The organism is Pseudovibrio sp. Ad13 (assembly GCF_001623225.1).
In the GTDB taxonomy this organism is placed as follows: Bacteria; Pseudomonadota; Alphaproteobacteria; order Rhizobiales; family Stappiaceae; genus Pseudovibrio.
On the sequence record NZ_LMCC01000017.1, the window covers coordinates 1 to 19,364 of the forward strand.

General features: G+C 51.0%; 21 protein-coding genes. 6 read left to right on the plus strand and 15 right to left on the minus strand.

Annotation, left to right across the window (positions count from 1 at the left end; all coding sequences use genetic code 11):
• Positions 1-314 precede the first annotated feature (314 nt).
• Together PsAD13_RS19580 and PsAD13_RS28395 are read right to left on the minus strand one after the other, a co-directional pair.
• Positions 315-584: a hypothetical protein gene (locus tag PsAD13_RS19580; RefSeq protein WP_063289404.1), complete on the minus strand. Its 270-nt coding sequence runs from the start codon at positions 582-584 to the stop codon at positions 315-317.
• Positions 585-888: 304 nt separating this feature from the next.
• Positions 889-1,056 (minus strand): hypothetical protein, encoded by a 168-nt coding sequence (locus PsAD13_RS28395; RefSeq protein WP_244271773.1) that lies wholly within the window; start codon positions 1,054-1,056, stop codon positions 889-891.
• On the opposite strand from PsAD13_RS28395, the gene PsAD13_RS19585 reads away from it, so the two are divergent.
• The 3 genes from PsAD13_RS19585 (at position 992) to PsAD13_RS19595 (ending at position 2,783) form a co-directional block, all read left to right on the plus strand.
• A complete protein-coding gene (locus PsAD13_RS19585) occupies positions 992-1,351 on the plus strand; it encodes a DUF2147 domain-containing protein (RefSeq protein WP_244271769.1) in 360 nt (119 codons plus the stop codon). The genes PsAD13_RS28395 and PsAD13_RS19585 overlap by 65 nt on opposite strands.
• Before the next feature lie 100 nt (positions 1,352-1,451).
• Positions 1,452-1,892, plus strand: coding sequence for a DUF2147 domain-containing protein (locus PsAD13_RS19590; RefSeq protein ID WP_063319247.1), 441 nt, complete (start codon positions 1,452-1,454; stop codon positions 1,890-1,892).
• Positions 1,893-2,147: 255 nt separating this feature from the next.
• A complete protein-coding gene (locus tag PsAD13_RS19595) occupies positions 2,148-2,783 on the plus strand; it encodes a TetR/AcrR family transcriptional regulator (protein WP_208986830.1) in 636 nt (211 codons plus the stop codon).
• 86 nt (positions 2,784-2,869) lie between these two features.
• Here PsAD13_RS19595 and PsAD13_RS19600 read toward each other — a convergent pair whose 3' ends face one another.
• The 7 genes from PsAD13_RS19600 to PsAD13_RS19630 form a co-directional block, all read right to left on the minus strand.
• Positions 2,870-3,412 carry a TlpA disulfide reductase family protein gene (locus PsAD13_RS19600; RefSeq protein ID WP_208986831.1) on the minus strand — a complete coding sequence of 181 codons (543 nt, stop codon included), beginning with the start codon at positions 3,410-3,412 and terminating at the stop codon, positions 2,870-2,872.
• A gap of 206 nt (positions 3,413-3,618) precedes the next feature.
• Positions 3,619-4,332: a glutathione S-transferase N-terminal domain-containing protein gene (locus tag PsAD13_RS19605; protein WP_063319249.1), complete on the minus strand. Its 714-nt coding sequence runs from the start codon at positions 4,330-4,332 to the stop codon at positions 3,619-3,621.
• Positions 4,333-4,457: 125 nt separating this feature from the next.
• A complete protein-coding gene (locus PsAD13_RS19610; RefSeq protein ID WP_063319250.1) occupies positions 4,458-4,910 on the minus strand; it encodes a GNAT family N-acetyltransferase in 453 nt (150 codons plus the stop codon).
• An 18-nt stretch (positions 4,911-4,928) separates the two neighbouring features.
• Entirely contained in the window at positions 4,929-6,488 is a 1,560-nt protein-coding gene (locus tag PsAD13_RS19615) for a glycosyltransferase family 39 protein (protein WP_063319418.1), read from the minus strand.
• A 124-nt stretch (positions 6,489-6,612) separates the two neighbouring features.
• Complete coding sequence (gene mdoH / locus PsAD13_RS19620; RefSeq protein WP_063319251.1) at positions 6,613-8,364, minus strand: glucans biosynthesis glucosyltransferase MdoH; 1,752 nt, start codon at positions 8,362-8,364, stop codon at positions 6,613-6,615.
• Between the two features lie 3 nt (positions 8,365-8,367).
• Complete coding sequence (locus PsAD13_RS19625) at positions 8,368-8,571, minus strand: hypothetical protein (protein ID WP_057463442.1); 204 nt, start codon at positions 8,569-8,571, stop codon at positions 8,368-8,370.
• A gap of 5 nt (positions 8,572-8,576) precedes the next feature.
• Positions 8,577-10,184 (minus strand): glucan biosynthesis protein, encoded by a 1,608-nt coding sequence (locus tag PsAD13_RS19630; protein ID WP_063319252.1) that lies wholly within the window; start codon positions 10,182-10,184, stop codon positions 8,577-8,579.
• Between the two features lie 533 nt (positions 10,185-10,717).
• Here PsAD13_RS19630 and PsAD13_RS19635 point away from each other — a divergent pair.
• Positions 10,718-11,833 carry a Gfo/Idh/MocA family oxidoreductase gene (locus PsAD13_RS19635; RefSeq protein ID WP_063319253.1) on the plus strand — a complete coding sequence of 372 codons (1,116 nt, stop codon included), beginning with the start codon at positions 10,718-10,720 and terminating at the stop codon, positions 11,831-11,833.
• Between the two features lie 66 nt (positions 11,834-11,899).
• Here the strand turns inward: PsAD13_RS19635 and gatB are convergent, their stop codons facing one another.
• A complete protein-coding gene (gene gatB, locus PsAD13_RS19640; RefSeq protein WP_063319254.1) occupies positions 11,900-13,387 on the minus strand; it encodes an Asp-tRNA(Asn)/Glu-tRNA(Gln) amidotransferase subunit GatB in 1,488 nt (495 codons plus the stop codon).
• A 233-nt stretch (positions 13,388-13,620) separates the two neighbouring features.
• On the minus strand, positions 13,621-13,917 hold the full coding sequence (locus tag PsAD13_RS19645; protein ID WP_063319255.1) for a hypothetical protein: 297 nt from the start codon (positions 13,915-13,917) through the stop codon (positions 13,621-13,623).
• Positions 13,918-14,311: 394 nt separating this feature from the next.
• Between PsAD13_RS19645 and PsAD13_RS19650 the strand changes: the two genes are divergently transcribed.
• Entirely contained in the window at positions 14,312-14,569 is a 258-nt protein-coding gene (locus PsAD13_RS19650) for a YjhX family toxin (protein ID WP_054667435.1), read from the plus strand.
• A 60-nt stretch (positions 14,570-14,629) separates the two neighbouring features.
• Here the strand turns inward: PsAD13_RS19650 and PsAD13_RS19655 are convergent, their stop codons facing one another.
• A complete protein-coding gene (locus PsAD13_RS19655) occupies positions 14,630-15,448 on the minus strand; it encodes an alpha/beta hydrolase (protein ID WP_063319256.1) in 819 nt (272 codons plus the stop codon).
• A gap of 177 nt (positions 15,449-15,625) precedes the next feature.
• Here PsAD13_RS19655 and PsAD13_RS28595 point away from each other — a divergent pair, with 177 nt between their 5' ends.
• The gene (locus PsAD13_RS28595; RefSeq protein WP_342585919.1) at positions 15,626-15,808 is read left to right on the plus strand and encodes an ArsR family transcriptional regulator; all 183 of its coding nucleotides are present in this window, start codon (positions 15,626-15,628) and stop codon (positions 15,806-15,808) included.
• 102 nt (positions 15,809-15,910) lie between these two features.
• Here PsAD13_RS28595 and PsAD13_RS19665 read toward each other — a convergent pair whose 3' ends face one another.
• The 3 genes from PsAD13_RS19665 to PsAD13_RS19675 form a co-directional block, all read right to left on the minus strand.
• Positions 15,911-16,306, minus strand: a complete 396-nt coding sequence (locus PsAD13_RS19665) for a hypothetical protein (protein ID WP_057463344.1) — start codon at positions 16,304-16,306, stop codon at positions 15,911-15,913.
• 121 nt (positions 16,307-16,427) lie between these two features.
• Positions 16,428-17,948 (minus strand): multicopper oxidase family protein, encoded by a 1,521-nt coding sequence (locus PsAD13_RS19670; RefSeq protein WP_063319257.1) that lies wholly within the window; start codon positions 17,946-17,948, stop codon positions 16,428-16,430.
• A gap of 91 nt (positions 17,949-18,039) precedes the next feature.
• Entirely contained in the window at positions 18,040-19,254 is a 1,215-nt protein-coding gene (locus PsAD13_RS19675) for an NAD(P)/FAD-dependent oxidoreductase (protein ID WP_063307806.1), read from the minus strand.
• Positions 19,255-19,364: the final 110 nt, after the last annotated feature.

The window sequence follows — 19,364 nt, forward strand, 5'->3', positions numbered from 1 at the left end:
ACAGGAATGGACCGAGATCAAAACAAGCCTCACTATCAAAACCAACACAGACAACCCGACTATCGGTAAAGCCCGAGTTCTTTGATAATCGAATAATGAATTTGTTAAGCGCCCTGTGCACCGCTGCGAACATCGCAAAACCAACGCGGAAAGCGGGTTCTTAACTTTAGATGTGGGAGACGCTCAAACGTTGTCTTTTCAAAAAACAGCTCTCGCTCAAACGAGTGTCCCCGGCTCTATCTTGGGAGAACGCTCCCAAAGCCTCGGATCATAAGCTTGCCGCATACCAATCGCGACAAGCTGTAGAATTCATATCAGTGTACAGAAAGCCAGTCTCTAGCCGCGCGTTGTGCCTCAGCAATCTCCATATTCGACATTTCCTGAGATACCTCACGACGATATCTTACTGCCTGCGTACTACCTCGCATCGCTGCAAGGTTAAACCACTTATGGGCTTCGATCAGATCGCAAGCACCGGCTTTTCCAGATGCCGCATCCAGACCACGCCGTAACAGAGACTCTACTTCGCATAGGTTTTGCTTCACATGCCGATGAATTACGCCATCAAACTGCAACACAGTCATTAAATCTCTCTCCTAAACACAGTGAACTCGTGTGGATTTGCTCGTAATTTTTCATGAGATAAGAGGAAGCCGACGCCTCCCCGAAATCTAATTGACGTCGCGGACTATTAGATTTTGACACTCTAAAAAGGCGGTTAAAAACCATGATTGAAACGAAAAAAGCTGCTTTAAAGTCAAAAATTACGCAGTTCTGACACGCTGTAAACCAAGGGATATCGCACTGATTGAATTGGTGGGTTGTGCGAATCGAAATCAATGAGAGCTTGTCCAGTCCTCTGTTTGATTGCCTTGCACATTCCCAGCTTTACGATAAGGTAAAGCCATTATTAGCAAGCTTCAGTGTTTTGGGAGGAACCATGAAAGCACCCTTATTGAAATCATCCTTGGCAGCGATACTTTCAATTGGCTTGGCCACATCAGCCCTTGCCGCTGATGCAACCGGCACCTGGCTGAGGGCAAACGGAACCGCCAAGATTAAGATCTCCAAGTGCGGGGGGAATCTTTGCGGCAACATTGTTTGGTTAAAAAAACCACGTAAGGATACAGAGAACCCGGATCCCAAGCTCCGCGATCGGTCCTTAATTGGCTCAAGAACCATTCTTGGTATGAAACCCAGCGGAAAAAACAGCTGGAAGGGCAAGGTTTACAATGCGGAAGATGGCAAAACATACTCCGGCAAAATGGAACTGGTTTCCAGCGATAAATTGAAACTTGAGGGTTGCGTGCTGATCTTCTGTAAAGGCGACACCTGGACCCGTACAAAGTAAATTTACCTTAAGCCCAGAGGCAACAAGCCGAAACTGGCCTGTTATGATAGCTAGTCACCTGCTCCTGAGATTGAGCAGGTGATCAAGCAAGCAGGTTGGAATGGTCCGTTCTGGTTTCATCTTTGGCTTTATTTTTCTCTCAACTTCATTGGCGACAGCAGCCAAAGGCTCAGACCTGCTCGGTTTGTGGCGGACAACCAAGGGTGCAATTATCAGTATCTCACAATGTGGTTCGACCATGTGTGGGCAGCTTCAGTCCTTCAAACCACCCGACGGTAAACGTCAGCAAGATATTCTGGACCTCCGAAATCACGATACGACCAAACGGGAGCGCAAAGTCCTTGGATTAAAGGTACTCTGGAATATAAAGGCAGCTGGAGAAAATAAATGGTACGCAGAAGGCTATGATCCTCGGCGTGGATATGAAATCACTATCAATATTCACCTGTTGCCCAATGGCCTTCTAAAAATGACAGGTTGCAAAAAAATCCTCCTGAATTTTTGTGAAAATGTGATCTGGCAACGCCCTAAACTCAAATAACAAAATCAATCCTGCAGCTTTCCCCCTTGCTATGAAATATCTTAAAGAGCTACCCATAGAACAACCCCAACAAATTGAAACATATCTCGCTGCATTCTTTTCCGGATCATTTTTGGCTTTATGCTAAGGACAACAGCTCAGGCACTCTGAATACTCGCTTCGAAGGCCAAATTGAACTCGAAGACACTCAGGAAGACGCACAACAATTACCGCAGTTTGCTAAGGTTGAAATGCTAAGGATGAGTCTGTGGTTTTATGATCAGCAACAAAAATCCCGACGACCTGATTCCACCACACAGGTTGGAAGAGGTGTTCAAGATAGCATTCCAGCTTCTTTTGGAAAAAGGTCGGCAAGCAGCAAACATCGACGCAGTTGCTGAAGCAGCACAGATTGCCCCTCACTTATTGCACCAAAGATTTGAGGGGGAACGAGATCTCATCGCCCCGGCTATGCGCTGGTACTTCATGCGATTTAGCCAGCAAGTTAGCTCAAGCTCCGCGATGTACGCTGATATTTATTCCTGCATGTACCTGATGCTGACTGATTTTGCAGAGCTATGCGAGGAACAAAACCGTACCGAAGGTAGCCTTTACTGGTCCACCATTGGCGAGATTGGTCGGCTTGATCCGGAGCTGGGTCAAGAGTACCTCGCTTTGCGTCTCCAATGGGCAGCTGAGATCCGGCGGCGCTTGGTAAAGTTTGAAAGCGATCTGCAAGCACCAGAGGACATAGACCATCTGGTGGATTATTTTATGATGGCTTTTGAAGGGATCATCCAGATGGTCAAGTTCGAAACTCCACTGGATCAAATTTTCCCTGCAATCGACATCACCATGGAAGCTCTTTCAACTCGTATGAAAAAGAGCCCAAACTTGCCCGGACTTAAGTAGTCCGGCAAGAGGGCTCTTATGTATCAAAGGATAATCAACTTTCCCTGGGTTCCAAGTTCGAAACTGCAAAAACCCGGAAAACAGACTTAGTTACCAGAGGCGATCGTACCTTTGCCTTGAAGGTGACCAATAAAGGTCTCTTTGATCTGTGGGGCATCCCACTCAAGAGATCCCGGAATTCCGCCAAGCACATCCCCGTTTTCATCGATAAAGAGCGTGTAAGGCATCGCCGCAACCTGAAATGCGGTTCCAACTGCTTGCATATCAACGGCTTGATAGCTGGTAAAGCGCTCCAGTTCCAAACGATCTTGAAGGAAACTTTGGATGCGGTCATACGGAACATCTTCCAATGCTACGACAACAAATTGACCATCCAGACCTTGCGCCTTCAACTCATCTTCAAACCGTTCCATTGCTGGCAGTTCAACACGGCAGTTCGGGCACCATGTTGCCCAGAAATGCAAAATAGCAGGTCCTTTGGTGAAAGCATCGCGCAGTGTTTTAGTACCTGCCTCGTCTTTCACTTCAAGACTGTACTTAGGGTCTTCAAAAGAAGCGGCTGAGACAGGCGAGGCAAACGCCCAAACAGCCAGAATAAGAGAGGTCAGGAAGAATTTATGAGCCCGCATAGTTCCAAGGTCCATTCGCAAGTGATTTCAATTTATCATTCTGCGTGAGCCTAGGTATGAGAGGCCACCGGTTCAAATCAACTTAAAGTGCCGGTGACGTGATGAATAAATAGCCTAAAAAGGGATCGAAGGCGGAAGTCTCCTCTGCAGATACCCCCAAGGCATATACGTCGAACAGCTCTGGAAGAGACTGCTATGTCGTCAGGTTATGATCCACGTTGATTAAACAGCACTGATTGTGCCTGCTTGTCCTCTGCAATATTTGAGGTTTTAGCTTCTGTGTCACCCACATTTAACCCTCTGACAACTGCAGAGCGAGCCAACAAACGTTCGCGCCAAGCCATTACATGCGGAAACTCTTCCAAATCCATTCCCTGCCGTTCCCAGCGATGAGACCAGCCAAATATTGCCATATCCGCGATCGTATATTCCCCGGCAGCAGCATAAGCCCGATCAGCAAGCCGTTTATTAAGCACACCATACAGCCGATGTGTCTCGTTGAAATAACGGGTCATCGCATACTCAATTTTTTCAGGTGCATAGACGCGGAAATGATGGTTTTGCCCAAGCATGGGGCCAAACCCGCCCATTTGCCACATCAGCCATTCTTCAGTTTCAACACGAGCACGTTCTTCAGATGGATAAAACCGCTCAAACTTCCGCCCCAGATATTGCATGATAGCACCTGACTCAAAAATCGAAATCGGCTCACCACCCGGTCCTTCAGGATCAACAATCGCAGGCATCCGATTGTTTGGCGCTATTTTGAGAAAGTCTGGCTCAAACTGCTCACCACGCCCAATGTTCACCAGCTTCAAGTCGTAGGGAACATCAAGCTCCTCAAGCATGATGGAAATCTTCCAACCATTCGGTGTTGGCCAATAATAAAGCTCAATGGGTTTGGTCTGCGATACAGCCATTTGGTCACCTGTAAGAAAACACTTGAAATGGGGGGATAAAGGAAAGTTTCATCCCTTCGGTTCGCGGATGCAGATATTTCGAGAAGCTTGCGGCGAAACCATCCGACTTTCATGCCAGTTAACGCTTAGAAAATAAGCTTGAAGCCTTCATGCGTAGGCAAGAATCCGTTGCTGGTATAAAAGCGATGTGCACCACTGCGTTCTTTGTTTGAGGTCAACTGCACCATACAGCAGCCTTTATCACGTGCCAACTTGACCGCTTGAGCAAGCATTTCCTGCCCAATTCCCTGGCCGCGCATATCAGCACGAGTGTGCATACTCTCAATTTGACCACGCGGTTTGCCGTTGAAGGCAAGACCCTTCACGTAAGTCAGCTGAAAAGTTGCGACCGCCTCGCCCGTTTCTGTCTCACCCACATAAATATCGGTATTAGGGCATTGCTGGATCGCGTGAAACGCTGGCTTATATGTGTCGGTCTCCCCGTTTTCCAGATGAACCCGCTGGGAAGAAGCTCCTCCGTTCATCATCTGCACTACAGCCTCAATGTCTTCGTCTTTGGCAACACGTATCTTCAGCATCAAAACACCCAATATGAGTTAGCGGCAAATTTCAGAATCGCGATCAATCTTCGCGACGCCGAATGTGGTTTTACGGAAGTTATCCTTCTTCCACAAATGAGGCCAACTCACATCTATCTGATTTGAATGTAAAGTATTTCGGCTTGCGGGTGCTTTGCCGGGTGCGAAACCGCCGCTGGTCAAGGCTGCTTGCATGCTGCGTTGTGCGCCGTTGTCTCCCATATCCCAGACAACGAAGCAGTCTTGCCGTTGCCGGGTGCTCGGTTGGAAATTTTGGATGATGTGCCGGGCATCTGGCAGGGTAACGCGCAGGTTTCCGCCGGTGTATTCATCCAGTGAGACAATCGTTGCTTGAGCAGCTTCCGGGAATTGCGCCTTGAGTTGCTCCCCTAGCTCCTCGTAGGGCTTCATATGCCGGCAGTAACCACCGCACATTTTCTTGTCTGGAGCGAGGAAGCCGGAGATGCGGATGCCAAGCACGACAAGAACCAGCAGGGCCAGCACACTGCTGTAGATCTTCACCGACCTTGGCGAATAGCGCCTCTGGGAAATCAGGGTGAACATCACGATGGGCAACAAGAGCAGCACTGGATGCATGTGCCGTTCCTTGATGTATTGCGCCCCGCTGACCAACACGCCCATAAACGCCAGAGCCAGAGAAACAAGTAATGCCCGTTGAAGCAGTCTGCCAACCTGCAGCACATCAGGATCGGCCCCCACTGCTTTAGCACCGCGAAACAGCGCCGGGAAAAACAGCAGCAGCACCAGCGGTAAAAACGGGACGGAGAACCCGAGCACGCTCACCAGCAATCGCAGCTCACCTGTCACAACTCGGGCAAGCCCAGCCCCCTGCTCTCCCTCACGCATCACAGTCAACGCGGAACCGACAAGGGCCTGTTCACCGGTCATGACCCAGTAAAGATAGGGCGAGTACACTGCGGCCGCGATCACACCAGCAACGACCAACATCGGAAGCCGCACCTGCTTGCGCCAATGCCGATCACTGAGTGCTGCCAGAAAAACAGCAGCCGGCACCAGCACGTAAGAGTGCTTGGAAAGCATTCCAAACCCAACTGCGAGCCCCAAACACACAGCCGCAGTCACCGTCTTCTCCCTCAAAAGCCAGAGGAAGCAGTAAACCGTTGCCGCAGAAGCCGCCATCAGCACAGCAGTATGTGTCACGCCCTCATGCAGGTTGAAGCCAATCTGATAGAGCGCCACGTAAGAAAACACGGCAAGCGCCGCCAGCTTTGCATTGGGAATGGCCTGCCGCGCAACGCCATAAAGAAACAGCGCAAAACACAGCACCAGCGCATACTTGAGAACCAGAAAGCTCCAGATCGTCGGCCCAAAGACCTTCTGAACCCCATAAAGCATCCACTCATAAAGCGGAGGCTGACGCACTTGGTAGCCAAGCTTCAACTCCTGCACAAACACGTTCTCAAACATGTCATCCGTGCTGAGTGTGGGGGAGAAATAGCCACGTAGAACCAGATGCAGCAGCAAATACCCTGCAATCAGAACAAAGACGCCAGCGGGACGCCACCAAAATCGGGTTGAAACTGTCTCTTCCGGCATCACTGCATCCCCATCAGAGGCTTGGACCAAAAGCTTAAATCGGAGAGACACCAGCAGATATAAGAAGGGCCACATCCCAGCGGTTCAGCTGGTGGATGTGGCCCTCAAAGCACAAATTAGCCGTCTATACCCTGAGATCTGCGGAGTATTTTTCCACATGAGCGAGCAATTGCGCAGCCCCCTCCTGGTCAGAGGAAAGCACAAAACCCAAACGTTCAGCAGCCCGACTGCCCACATTGTAAGAGCTTGCCCAGATGATGAACGGCGCGAGCAGCATCGGCAGAGCAACCGGCATCACCCAAAGCCAGAGTGAGGCTTCACCAATCCAGCTCAGCCCTATGGCCATCGCACCAATCACACTCACCCACCAGACAGATTTGAGGCAGTCCAGCAAAGGCAAGCGGCCCGCATCGCGGTGCGCATTGGTCCAGCCGCTGTCCCGGCCCATCAGAACCTCAAAGACAGAACGGCACTGAAACACCATCAAAACCGGTGCGAACACCGCAGAGCTAATCAGCTCCACAAAACCGCCCAGTATGCCTTTGCGAGAGGTGTTCTCTACGCCCAGAAATACTTCTTTCAAAACAACGAGTGTTTTCGGCAGCACCAGCAAGGCAACTACGCCAAAGAGCAAAGCTGCCCCTTCATAAGCCGCACTCATCGGAATGTGGCCAAGAACCGGAAGGTGGTTCTGGAAGGTATAGGCCTGCAGCACAGGAAGGTCCAAAGGCGCAAACAAACTTGCCAGAAGAAACGCAGCCCAGACCGGGGAACTCAGGTAAGACATAATGCCAAGTATCAGAGAGAACCGGCCCCAGGGCTTCAGAGCACGAGCCCCAACCACACGGGAATGCTGCAAGTTACCCTGACACCAACGCCGGTCACGCGCGGCATAGCCCAGAATATTCTCAGGTGCGGCTTCATAGGAGCCAGTAATCCGTGGATCACACTCCACCTGCCAGCCCGCACGCGCCAACAGCACAGATTCAACACTGTCGTGGCTCAATATGTGCCCGCCAAATGCCGCGGTGTCATCCAACTCCGGCAAACCACAACTAGAAGCAAACGCACGTGTGCGAATAATCGCGTTGTGCCCCCAAAATGGTCCGCATTCGCCCTGCATCGCTGCAAGGCCAAAAGCAAAGGACCGGCCAAACATGCCAGAGGCAAACATGATGCTGCGGCCAAAATAACTTTTCAGGCCAACAAGCATCGGCACGGTCTGCAACAGCCCAAGATTGGGCTCGGCTTCCATGCGTCCAACCATGTGCACCAGTGTGTCGGCACGCATCAGGCTGTCAGCATCCAGCACCACCATGTAACGGTAGGCACCACCACACCGCTGCACAAACTCAGCAACATTGCCCGCTTTGCGGCCATGGTTGTCAGCCCGGCGACGATAAAAGATCTTCTGTTCCGGATAGCGGGCAACCAACTGGCGCACCACTTGCTCTTCCACTGCCGCAATCTCTTCATCACGGCTGTCAGAAAGCACATGCCAGTGAAACAAGTGCGTTGCATTGTTAGCGCGCAGATCATCCATCATCGCAGCGAGACGAGCGGCAACTTCCGGTGCATCTTCATGGTAGATTGGCATGAGGATTGCAGTGCCAGCAGCAGGCAGAGATCGCGGATCAGTTTCAAGAGGTTGAACAGAGCGACCATAAAGCAAACCCAGCAGAACGGTTGCCCCGCCCCAGGAAAGCCAGAGGGTGCTGACAAACAGCAGCACAATCCGAACAACCTCATAGATATTAAGATAGTCAGCACTCAAGGCTGCATAAAACAGCCCTGTAAAGCTGAGGGACAACGCCAGGCAGAAGACAAAAGCCGCAGCCCGGCGGTGCCCTACCCCGTCGCGAAACGGCTTATCCATGGATTACCGCTCCGAAAAGGTAGAGATGGCTTTTTGCAAGCGCGTCCGTTTGGAAGGAAGCGCAGAGTAGCTGCGCCCAAACCGCATGCGACGCCAGATCAGAACAAGCCAGCTATCATCTGCAGAAAGATCCTGCACTGGCATGGCAAGCGGTGCAACTGGACCGCTGCTCAAGTCAACTTGTGTCGAAAATAGATTAGATGTCATAGGCCTCATGAGCTCCACCCCCACTGGTAAAGCCATTCTTCGGAAACTGCTTTTTCGCCATCAGTCAGCTGAAGGCGCAACTCAACCGGGACTTCAAGGTCATCGCGGGAAACATCCAGAAACACACGATAAACACCCAGTTCTTCAATGTAGCGAACGTCAGCAAAGTTTACTGTGCCGTTTAAAGCAGCGTTTTCAATAAATGGTTTTGCGCGTACAAGCTGCTCCCCATCCAATCCGCTCTCAGCAAACAACTCAGCATCAAAGTCCACCACAAACTTACGGGTCAGCGAGCTTTCCTCAGAAGCCGAATGTCCGGCTTTGCCAGAACGGGTCTGGACCACAGGCATCAGCATCTGCTCACTACGGCCAACCTCATCACCCCAATACATCTTGTAGTGGAATGAGAGTTCATCACCCGCTTTCACCGCTTCATTCGGAGACCAAAAGGCAACAACATTGTCGTTGATTTCCTGATCCGTTGGAATTTCTGCCAGCATAACAGCACCAGAACCCCAATCACCAAGAGGCTCAATCCAAAGGCTTGGACGCTTGTCGTAGCGAGCTTCAAGGTCCTGATAATTCTCAAGATCTTTGTCACGCTGCATCAGGCCAAACCCAACTGGGCTTCTGGCACCAATAAAGGAAAGCTGCAGATTATCCGGGTTGGAAAGTGGCCGCCACGCGGTCTTGCCATTGGCAAAGCGCAGCTTCAGCCCATCACTGTCATGCACTTCTGGTCTGAAATCATCAAACCCGACACGGTCATTCTCACCGTAAAGATACATGGAAGTCAGTGGAGCAATACCAAGCCGCTCCACATCACTGCGGAAGAACAGATGTGCAGTCACATCAACTTCTGTTTGCTGACCTGGCTTAAAAACAAACTGATAGGCTCCGGTCACACTCGGGCTATCAAGCTCAGCCCAAACCGTCACCTTATCAGAGCCATCTACTGGCTTGCCAAGATAAAACGCAGTGAAGTTCGGAAACTCCTCCGGCTTACCGCTGGCTGTATCAATGGCAAGCGCACGTGCGGACAGGCCATAAACATTGCCCGCGCCCAAAGCACGGAAGTAGCTGGCGCCCAGAAACGCCACCAATTCATCCATCCGCCCTTCCACATTGAGTGGATTTAGCAAGCGGAATCCGGCAACACCGGGAAAAGAAACATCGCTCAGCGATGCGGTCAGCTCCGCATCCTGATAGTCAAAGTCAGCAGCTTCAAACACGAATGGTTGAGCAGCGCCCTCGCTTACCTCATGAATTTTAAGAGGATTTTTAAACAACCAGCCCGGATGGAAGGCATGAACCCGAAAGTTCTCGGTGTCCTTCCACTTGCTACGGTCACGTTTATAGCCAATTTTCCGATAGCCATCGTACTTCAAGGCCGCCAGTGCTTCCGGCAGTTCGCTGGTTGGTTCAACATAGGCGTCTTGCGCCTGTGCCTTCATCTTTGCCACGAGTGCGCCAAAGGTGAATGGCACCTGAGATTGAGAGCTTTCGCTTGCAGCAGCCACTGAAGAAGAAGCAAAAGCCCCAAGTCCAACACTGGAGCAAATGACGCCTAATACAGCGATATTGGAAAGAAAACTACTTCGTTGATTAAGCAACGAGACGCCCCCAAGGTTTCAAATACAACAAAGTGCAGTGTTCGCATACACTGCGCAACTATAAGTTCTAGCAGAGCTTAGACCCCAGACCAGACAAGTCTCCATAACGCCCGATCACCTGAAGTTTATCGTAGCGTAATAAGGCGGAGATATGGTCGTGGCTAGGCAGAGCGATGATGATTCACAGCGAAAATTAACCCTGTGAAACATCTCTAAGCTATTAAGATTACTGAGATATTAGGGGTCACTCATTCAAGAGACACGTTTTCACCACGCTCTAACCCCAAACCCACCAAAAGCAATCGCCTCTGTTCGTCAACTTCTTTACACGCACCCGCAGAACCAATCTGAACCCAGCTGGGGACGCGCACTCAAAATGAGATGATATCCAGTCAACTTTTCTTGGGGTCGATGCCTCTCCCTAGTCCCTTTGAAGGGATCAAGCAACCGAACATTTCCAATTCTTATCGGTTTCCCTGATTAGTTTTTAAGCCCCCCCGACATACCCTCCCTCATCTATAAAAGGACGCCCTATGGAAATTGGCATTGGCCTGATCGGTGCAGGGTATATGGGAAAACTGCACGCCGTCGCACTCAACGCAGCCCCCGCAGTGTTCAACACCAAACTCCGTGCCCGACTTGAAATGATCTGCACCACCACAGAAAACGGCGCTCAGGAGAAGGCCGAACAATTCGGCTTTGCCAGATCCACCAGTGACTGGAGCACATTGGTCAACGATCCGCGGGTTGAAGCCATAGTCATTGCCAGCCCACAAGCCACTCATAGAGAAATCGCTCTGGAAGCTTTCAAACTGGGAAAGCCCGTGCTCTGCGAAAAACCATTGGGCGCGAGCCTTGCAGACGCAACCGAAATGGCACAGGCAGCGCAAGCCTCAGAGCAAGTCAATCTGGTGGGCTTCAACTACATCCGCACCCCTGCGACACAACTTGCCCATCAGCTCTTCAAAGAAGGTGTAATCGGAGACATCACTTTCTTTCGCGGAGAACATACCGAGGATTTTTTCGCAAACCCCAATGCCCCAGCCACATGGCGCTCCAGCGGAGACTCCAACGGCACCATGGGAGACCTCGCCCCTCACATGATCAACTGCGCCCATGTACTGGTTGGCCCAATCAGGAAAGTCAGTGCACAGATTGAGACCGTTTTCAAAACACGCCCGTCAGAATGCGCACCAAACATCGTCGAGCAAGTCACCAACGATGATGTGGCTCAGTTTATGTGCACTTTTGAAAACAGAGCGACGGGTCACCTCCTCTTCAGCCGTGTCGCACTGGGCAAGAAGATGGGCATTATCTATGAGATCACCGGCACCAAAGGCGCGCTGCGGTTTGATCAGGAAGACCAGAACGCCCTCTGGCTTTACAAAATAGAGGATGAACCGGAGCAATCCGGCTTCAGAAAGATCCTCACCAATCCTCACCATCCGGATTATGCCGCCTTCTGTCTCGGTCCCGGTCACGGAACCGGCTATCAGGATCAGCTAATCATCGAGGCTCGTGACTTTCTGGAGGCCATTGCGACAGGAACCACGGATTGGCCAGTATTCAAAGACGGCCTCGAAGTTGCAAAAGTTGTCGATGCTGCCCGCCGCTCTCACAAATCAGGAGGGTGGATTGAGGTGACCTAGCCTCACCAAGAAAAAAGGCCCACCAAACTGGCGGGCCTTCGAATTCTATAAAGCTGTATGAACGACTTACTCGAGGCCGATCTTCGCTTTCAGCATGTCAGACACAGCCTGTGGGTTTGCTTTACCCTTGGAGGCTTTCATCACCTGACCAACAAACCAGCCAAGCATGCCTGGCTTTTCTTTCGCCTGCTCTGCTTTGTCAGTGTTGTTTGCAAGGATCTCGTCCACGATGCCTTCAATCGCACCAAGGTCAGTCACCTGCTTCATGCCACGATCTTCTACGATCTGAGCTGGATCACCACCCTCAGTCCAGACGATCTCGAAGAGGTCTTTCGCGATCTTACCAGAAATGGTGCCTGCTTTGATCAGGTCAATGATCTTGCCCAGCTGCTCAGAAGAGATCGGGCTGGAGGTCACATCCAGACCTTCTTTGTTCAAACGGCCAAAGGTGTCGTTGATCACCCAGTTCGCAGCCAGCTTTGCATCACGGCCCTTGGCAACTTCCTCAAAGAAGTCACAGGAGACACGCTCAGCAACCAGAATATCAGCGTCATATGGGGTCAGACCGAAGTCTTTAATGTAACGCGCCTTCTTCTCATCCGGCAGTTCCGGAAGATCCGCAGCCATCTCATCAACCAGCGCCTGAGTGAACTCAAGCGGCAGCAGATCTGGGTCCGGGAAGTAACGGTAATCATGCGCTTCTTCTTTAGAACGCATGGAACGGGTCTCACCCTTCACGCTGTCAAACAGGCGTGTTTCCTGATCGATCTCGCCGCCATCTTCCAAGATGCCGATCTGACGACGGGCTTCGTATTCAATCGCCTGACCAACAAAACGGATGGAGTTCACGTTCTTGATCTCACAACGCGTACCAAACTCACCACCCGGCTTGCGAACAGAAACGTTCACGTCAGCACGCATGGAACCCTGGTCCATGTTGCCGTCACAGGTACCCAGGTAACGTAAAATGGCGCGCAGCTTGGTCAGGTAAGCCTTGGCTTCATCAGCACAGCGAATGTCTGGCTTGGAAACGATTTCCATCAGCGCCACGCCAGAACGGTTCAGGTCAACAAATGACATAGTCGGGTGCTGGTCATGCAGGGACTTACCCGCATCCTGCTCCAAATGCAGACGCTCAACGCCCACTTCAACCTGCTCACCGCTCTTCATATCAAGGTGAATGATACCTTCACCAACGATCGGCTGTTTAAACTGGGAGATCTGATAGCCCTGCGGCAGATCAGGGTAGAAGTAGTTTTTGCGGTCAAAAACGGACTTCAGGTTGATCTCGGCCTTCAGACCCAAACCGGTCTTAATAGCCTGGCGAACACATTCTTCGTTGATCACTGGCAGCATGCCCGGCATCGCCGCATCAACCAAGCTCACATTATTATTGGGATCGCTGCCAAAGCTGGTAGAAGCGCCCGAGAATAGCTTGGCTTCAGAGGTCACCTGAGCGTGAACCTCCATGCCGATTACGATTTCCCAGTCGCCAGTTGCGCCCTTGATGAATTTCTTCGGATCCGGAGTGCGCGTATCGACAAGCAGCGTCATGCGATCAATATCCTGTGTTCGTATAAGTCTTCACGGAAGTCCGGCCACGCGATGCACAGCCACGAAGACCACCTAATTTCTCAATGGTGTTGGGTAGGCCATCAACCCCGCAATGGCAAGTGAATCTTCGGGGGTTTTTGAACCAGAGTGCCTAAATTTCGGGGAGAAGCTTGTAGAAAGTCGCGCAGAAGCATCTGGAGCTTGACCCACGCTGAACAACAATCCCTCAGCACTCACTTTGCGCGGCGACGACTTGCCCCGATTTTCATAGCAATAGCACTTACAATCAGCCCCGTCGCAAAGCGGAACGGGAACAACGCCAGCGGCCCTACTTCAGGGTTCCACGGCAAAGGTACCCCAACAAGCTTGATAAGCCCTTCAAGAAACAGGCTGAGCGCAGCTGCAGCAAATCCTGCAATAAAGATCTTCCCCCGCTGATTGGCGTAGTAGCCCATATAGGCGGCGATCAATATGGCAAACGGATTCAAAAGCCCCGGCCACAGCAGGATTACAGAGATATCGTCGGTCATTAAAGTCTCATTCAGATCAATTAGGAAAGCACCTGCACAGCGCTACGTAGTTCCCCTAGCACATTATTGGAGTGACTGCGAAACAGACTTGGAGCACATCCCCGAAAAGTACGTTGCAGAGAATAATAGGGAGAGACATCCAACACATCCAACACTTCCAGCAAATCTGCAACACCTGCTTGTTTTCGCAGTCCAGCAAGAAATGACACGCTTGCGACACTCAGATAGGTTGCCTATAAGGCAGCCATCAATCAATGGAGTTTTGATGCGAGCTCGACAAGAGTCCCGGTAAAGCCCTGTCGAAGATAGACAGGGCATGCACAATCCAAACAATCTCACTGAGCGCATGAGCGGGCAGACGAGACAAGTGCATCTTTAAAACTCAAAGACATCCATGGATATTTCGAAAGCTGAACAGCGCATTTTGCATGTGCTGGCACAAGGCGGCTGCATTGAATTGCGCCGTGACGACGATGGCACTCTGGAAGAAATGAACTGCGTCACCCGGGACGGCTGGTATTATGCCGGTCTTTCCGAGCACATCTTCAGAAAACTGAAGTACAGACGCCTGATCTCTTCAAAAGGAGGCCGCCCCTATCGCATCACCAAACTGGGCTTGACCCGCGTCCGCAGCCAGCTCGACAATCGCTGACCAACACCACCCTGCAGCACCATGCTGCGGGGTGGTTTTCAATCATGCAAAGCTTGGGTGTCATCTACCCAAAATCTGCTTCAAAACCGCAGCTACAATAGCCTCGGGGCAATCTTCCTGAACCAAATGACCTGCTTGAGGAACTGGAATACAATCTTCCCCGGAAATCAGACCAGCCAAAACCTCCCCCTTCTCATAGGGGATCCACTCATCACACGCCCCCCAAAGTACCGAGACCGGGCAATCCAGAGCCCCATAACTCCCCTGTACTTCATCAGTGTATTTTTGGTCCATCTGCGCAATCTGACGATAAAATGCTGGTTGCCCAACGGGTCCAATCCAAGGATCGGCATAAATCTCCAAAGCCTCCTCGGAAAGCTCGTTATGAGCAGCCGTCTGCAAATAAGCCCGTAACATCGCTTTATGCATATACTCCGGCATCCCAGCAAAGGCCTCAGCATGTTCGCGCACATGTTGCACCAACGGCGATCCCCATGGAGCCAAAGCAACCGCATCAAATATCGTCAGAGAACCGTAACGCAGACCATTCAGATAATAGGCCCGCAGAGCTGTCGCACCTCCAAAGTCATGAGCCAGAACATCAGGGCGATCTAACTCCCATTCCTGAAACAGGGCAGCCAACACCTCATTTTGCACTCCGAGGGAAACATCCTGCCCTTCGCGTTTCTCGGAGTAACCGTAGCCCACCAGGTCAAAGTAATAGACCCTCCTGTGATCAAAGAGATGCGGCACAATCCTGCGCCAGACCTGCGAAGAAAAAGGTGTGCCGTGGATGGCAACCAGTGGCGGTCCATCCCCCATCATTCCCCAGCGAACAGCGTTTCCGTTAATGACCGAAGTGTTTGGAAGTTCCAGCATAGCATGACTCACATTGACATTTAGCTAAATGACTATATGAATATTTACATGGATAGAGCAATACAAATTAAAGCCATCTCCAGTGAGCCTCGTTTAATGGTCCTGCGCCTTCTGAGAGACCCACAAAAACACTTCAGCCATCAGCAATCAGCTGATCCTTCTGAGTTTGGAGTTTGCATGACTTTGATTGCAGAGGCGCTTGGCGTTGCCCAACCCACTGCCAGCAGGCATCTGGATATTTTAAAACAAGCTGGCTTTATAACTGCACAGAAGCATTTGAAATGGTCCTACTGCAAACGCAACGAACCTGAAATCAAAGAGTTTTTGCATTGGCTCAACATGGAAATCTCGCCAAACTAAATCATCTGATGCTCAAATCTCACATTTATTCAATACTGGGAAAAAACGCACAGCATCACGAGACCTCGCAGCAGCGTTCTGCGAGGTCAATTAGCACGAGCATTAGTTACAGGTCGTGTAAAAGAACCTTCGATCCCGGTCCTCGCGATATGAATAGACATGACAGGTCGTTTGATATCGCCCTCGATCCCATAATTCGACAGTCACATGGGTAGCCGGAGGGCGTCCGCCACGATGCCAAACACCACTCTCATCACGCAGGAGCAAGTACAGACCATCAGTCCCTGCCGGATTCTGGTAAGCACGCTGGATATCGCGATCAGATGATTCACTCAGCACCTGCCGAACAGTTGGCCCTGTAAAACTTGAGCGCGAGTCCAAAGTTCTATTACCTACAAGGGTATCAGGCTCATCTGCCCAATAAACGTCAGCCTGAGCACTCGGCAGACCAACACTCAACGCCAGCGCACAGACAACTATAAACTTTCCAATTTTCATTTATTCTTCCTTTCCCCGAAACTTCGGGCAAAAGGAAGACGCAGCAGCCCCCTTTTTAAGCAGCTAAATCCGGCAACAGCGTAAACACATCAAGAGCAGCCCCCCAACAGAAATTACGGAGCTACCGCAGCATCTCACGTTCACCAACAACGTAGCGCACGGGCTGCATCATCCCGACAGCCAAGTGCCAGATATTGTGACAGTGATAGGCCCACATGCCGGGGTTGTTGGCCAGAAATTCGATGGTCACCGTCTGCTTCTTAGGCACCCAAACCGTATCCATCACTGGCGCATAGTCGTCATCAGGACCACCAAGTACGCGAAATGTATGGCCGTGAAGGTGCATAGGATGAGACATGGGAGACCGATTGATCATCCGCAACTGAACCACCTCACCCTGTTTCACATCCAGATACGTCTTTTGCGGATCAGGCCCCGCATAGGGCTCAGGCCAGTAGTGATTGTTCATCATCCACTCATAGGCCTTCATATCTCCCGAAAGCAGCACATCATAAACACGATCAACTTTTCGGCCAAACCCTGATGCCTCAAGCGACTTCAGGCTTCTGAAATCAACAGTAACCCCGTCAAAGGAAGGACGCTTGTCATTCACGCTGGCCTTCACATCATCAGTATGAATAACCCCAAGACACTGCTTATTATCACCAAGCGCAGCAGCATGGATTGTGTAACTACCACTGTCCGGCACATCTACCAGCACATCATAACGGGCTGATGTCGGGACAATCACATTCTGCCCTTCAACAGGCTGCATACGGTTGCCATCAACTTCAATGACTGAGAACTTCAGTCCATCAATAGAAATTCTGAAGAAGGTGCTGCCGGACGAGTTGATCAACCGCAGCCGCAAACGCGCTCCTTTTTTGACGGTCAACGTCCACGGTTTGGAGTTGGGTTGTCCATTCAGAGTGTAACCAGCATTCACAACATCAATATCAAAGTCTTTGGAGTTGGGAGGCTCATAAGCGTCTTTGATCTCGGGCCGATGCCTGCCACTTCGTAAGCCTTTGATGATTTCTCCACCTTCGGCTGGTGGAATGTCGCTAAACATCAGCACTTCATCATGATCATAGGAATATGGATTGTCTTTAGGATCAATAATGAGAGCTCCCAGAAGACCATACTGCTCCTGCAATCCAAGATGGGAGTGGTAATAATAGCTCCCCTGTTGAACCAGCGGAAACTCGTAATATTGAGAGGTTCCCGCTTCAATGGGCAACTGCGCAATTTCGGGGACACCGTCCTGTAAAGACGGCAACAGGATTCCATGCCAGTGAATGCAGGTGGGCTGTTTCATCCGGTTATTGATGAGTACCCGGAACATATCCCCTTCCGTATATCGGATAGGAGTACCCGGCCATGTGCCACCAACAAGCATGCCTTTGAGATCGACACCATACTGAGAGTAAGGTTTCTCATCCACGTCCAGCGTAAAATCCGGCTTAGCAACACCTGCACCAAGGAGTGATTGTGCGCAAGCTGTTTCCTGTGGGACAGAAGCAGGAGGCAAAACAGGTTGAGATTGCTGTGCGCCAGCACTGCCGGAAATGAATGTAGCTGCACCTGCGGCAAGCCCGCCGCTTGCGCTGGTTTTCACAAAGTCTCGACGGCTCAGCTTCATAAGCGCACCTGCTCTTCCAGACGAAAAGAGCAGCTTAGGCAGGGAAACCCTACATTTCCCTAGCATTATCGAGAGGATTATAAGGAATAGGTTACGCGCCGATCAAACGATCAGCGCCCATGGAGCCCAGTGCAAGAGAGCTGGTCAGGCCTGGGCTTTCAATACCCATATAAGTCAACAGCCCCGGAATGCCGTGCGTTTCCTCACCCCAAATTGCAAAATCGGCCGCTTCAGCACCCGCAGGAACCAGCTTAGGACGAATACCAGAATAGTCCGCCTGTAAGCTGCCATCAGCCAAATCAGGGTAGTATTTACGGATCTGCGAATAAAACCGTTCGCCGTGCGCTTCATTCACTTCGTAGTCGATCTCGTCGATCCACTCCACATCAGGACCAAAGCGTGCCTGATTACCCATATCCAGCGTGAGGTGAACACCAAGCCCACCCGGCTCTGGCACAGGATAAATCAGATGCGAGAACGGAGCATCTCCGGCAAGGCTGAAATAGTTGCCTTTCGCATAGTAAAGCTTCGGCACTTTACATGACATGTGCCCGGCCAACTTGGAGAGCATCTTATTGGAGTGAAGACCCGCAGCGATCACAAGCTCATGACAGGTGATCGCGTAGCCATCCTTCATGACAACGGTAAAGCCGTCGCCTTTGAAGTTCTTGGCAGCAAACTCTTCATGCTCGTCATCATCAAAGTGATGATCAGCCGCTTCCAGATCCTCTTCCACCAGAATGTCAGCGCCCATCAACTCACTTGGGCGCATACCGGTTTCGATCTCGGTGACTTCTGTCCCAACAACAACAAGCCCGCCATGCGCCTCTAATCCACCTTGCAGCGCCATCATATACGCATGACTATCCACAATGCCTGTGGAAGGAGAAAACAGAGCTCCCTTACACGCCAGATGCGGTTCAAAGCCCCGCGCCTGTGCTTCATTGAGCATCAAAAGATCATCAACACCATTGGCAGCAGCACGTGCGCGAATGCCATCCAGCATGGAAACCTGGCTTTCATCGGTCGCTACAATCAGCTTACCAACGCGCTTGTACGGCACGCTAAATTCCTCACAAAAGGAATACAGCATCTCCTTACCTTGCACGCAAGCTTTTGATTTCAAAGAATCTTTTGCGTAGTAAATTCCGGCATGGACAACTTCAGAATTACGAGCACTGATTTCGGAGCCGATGATTTCGTGCTGTTCAAGCACAATAACTTCACGTCCCCTGCGCGCCAGTTCATAAGCCGCGCTCAAGCCCACAACTCCTGCACCGATTACGATGCACTCAACGTCTGCCATGCTATTCCTGTTTGCTCTTTTATTGTTGGGAGACAGACCCATAGCACATTACGCAGCAATCTAAACAATATACCCACAGCCTTTCCCGCATTAATCCCCAAGGCAAATGT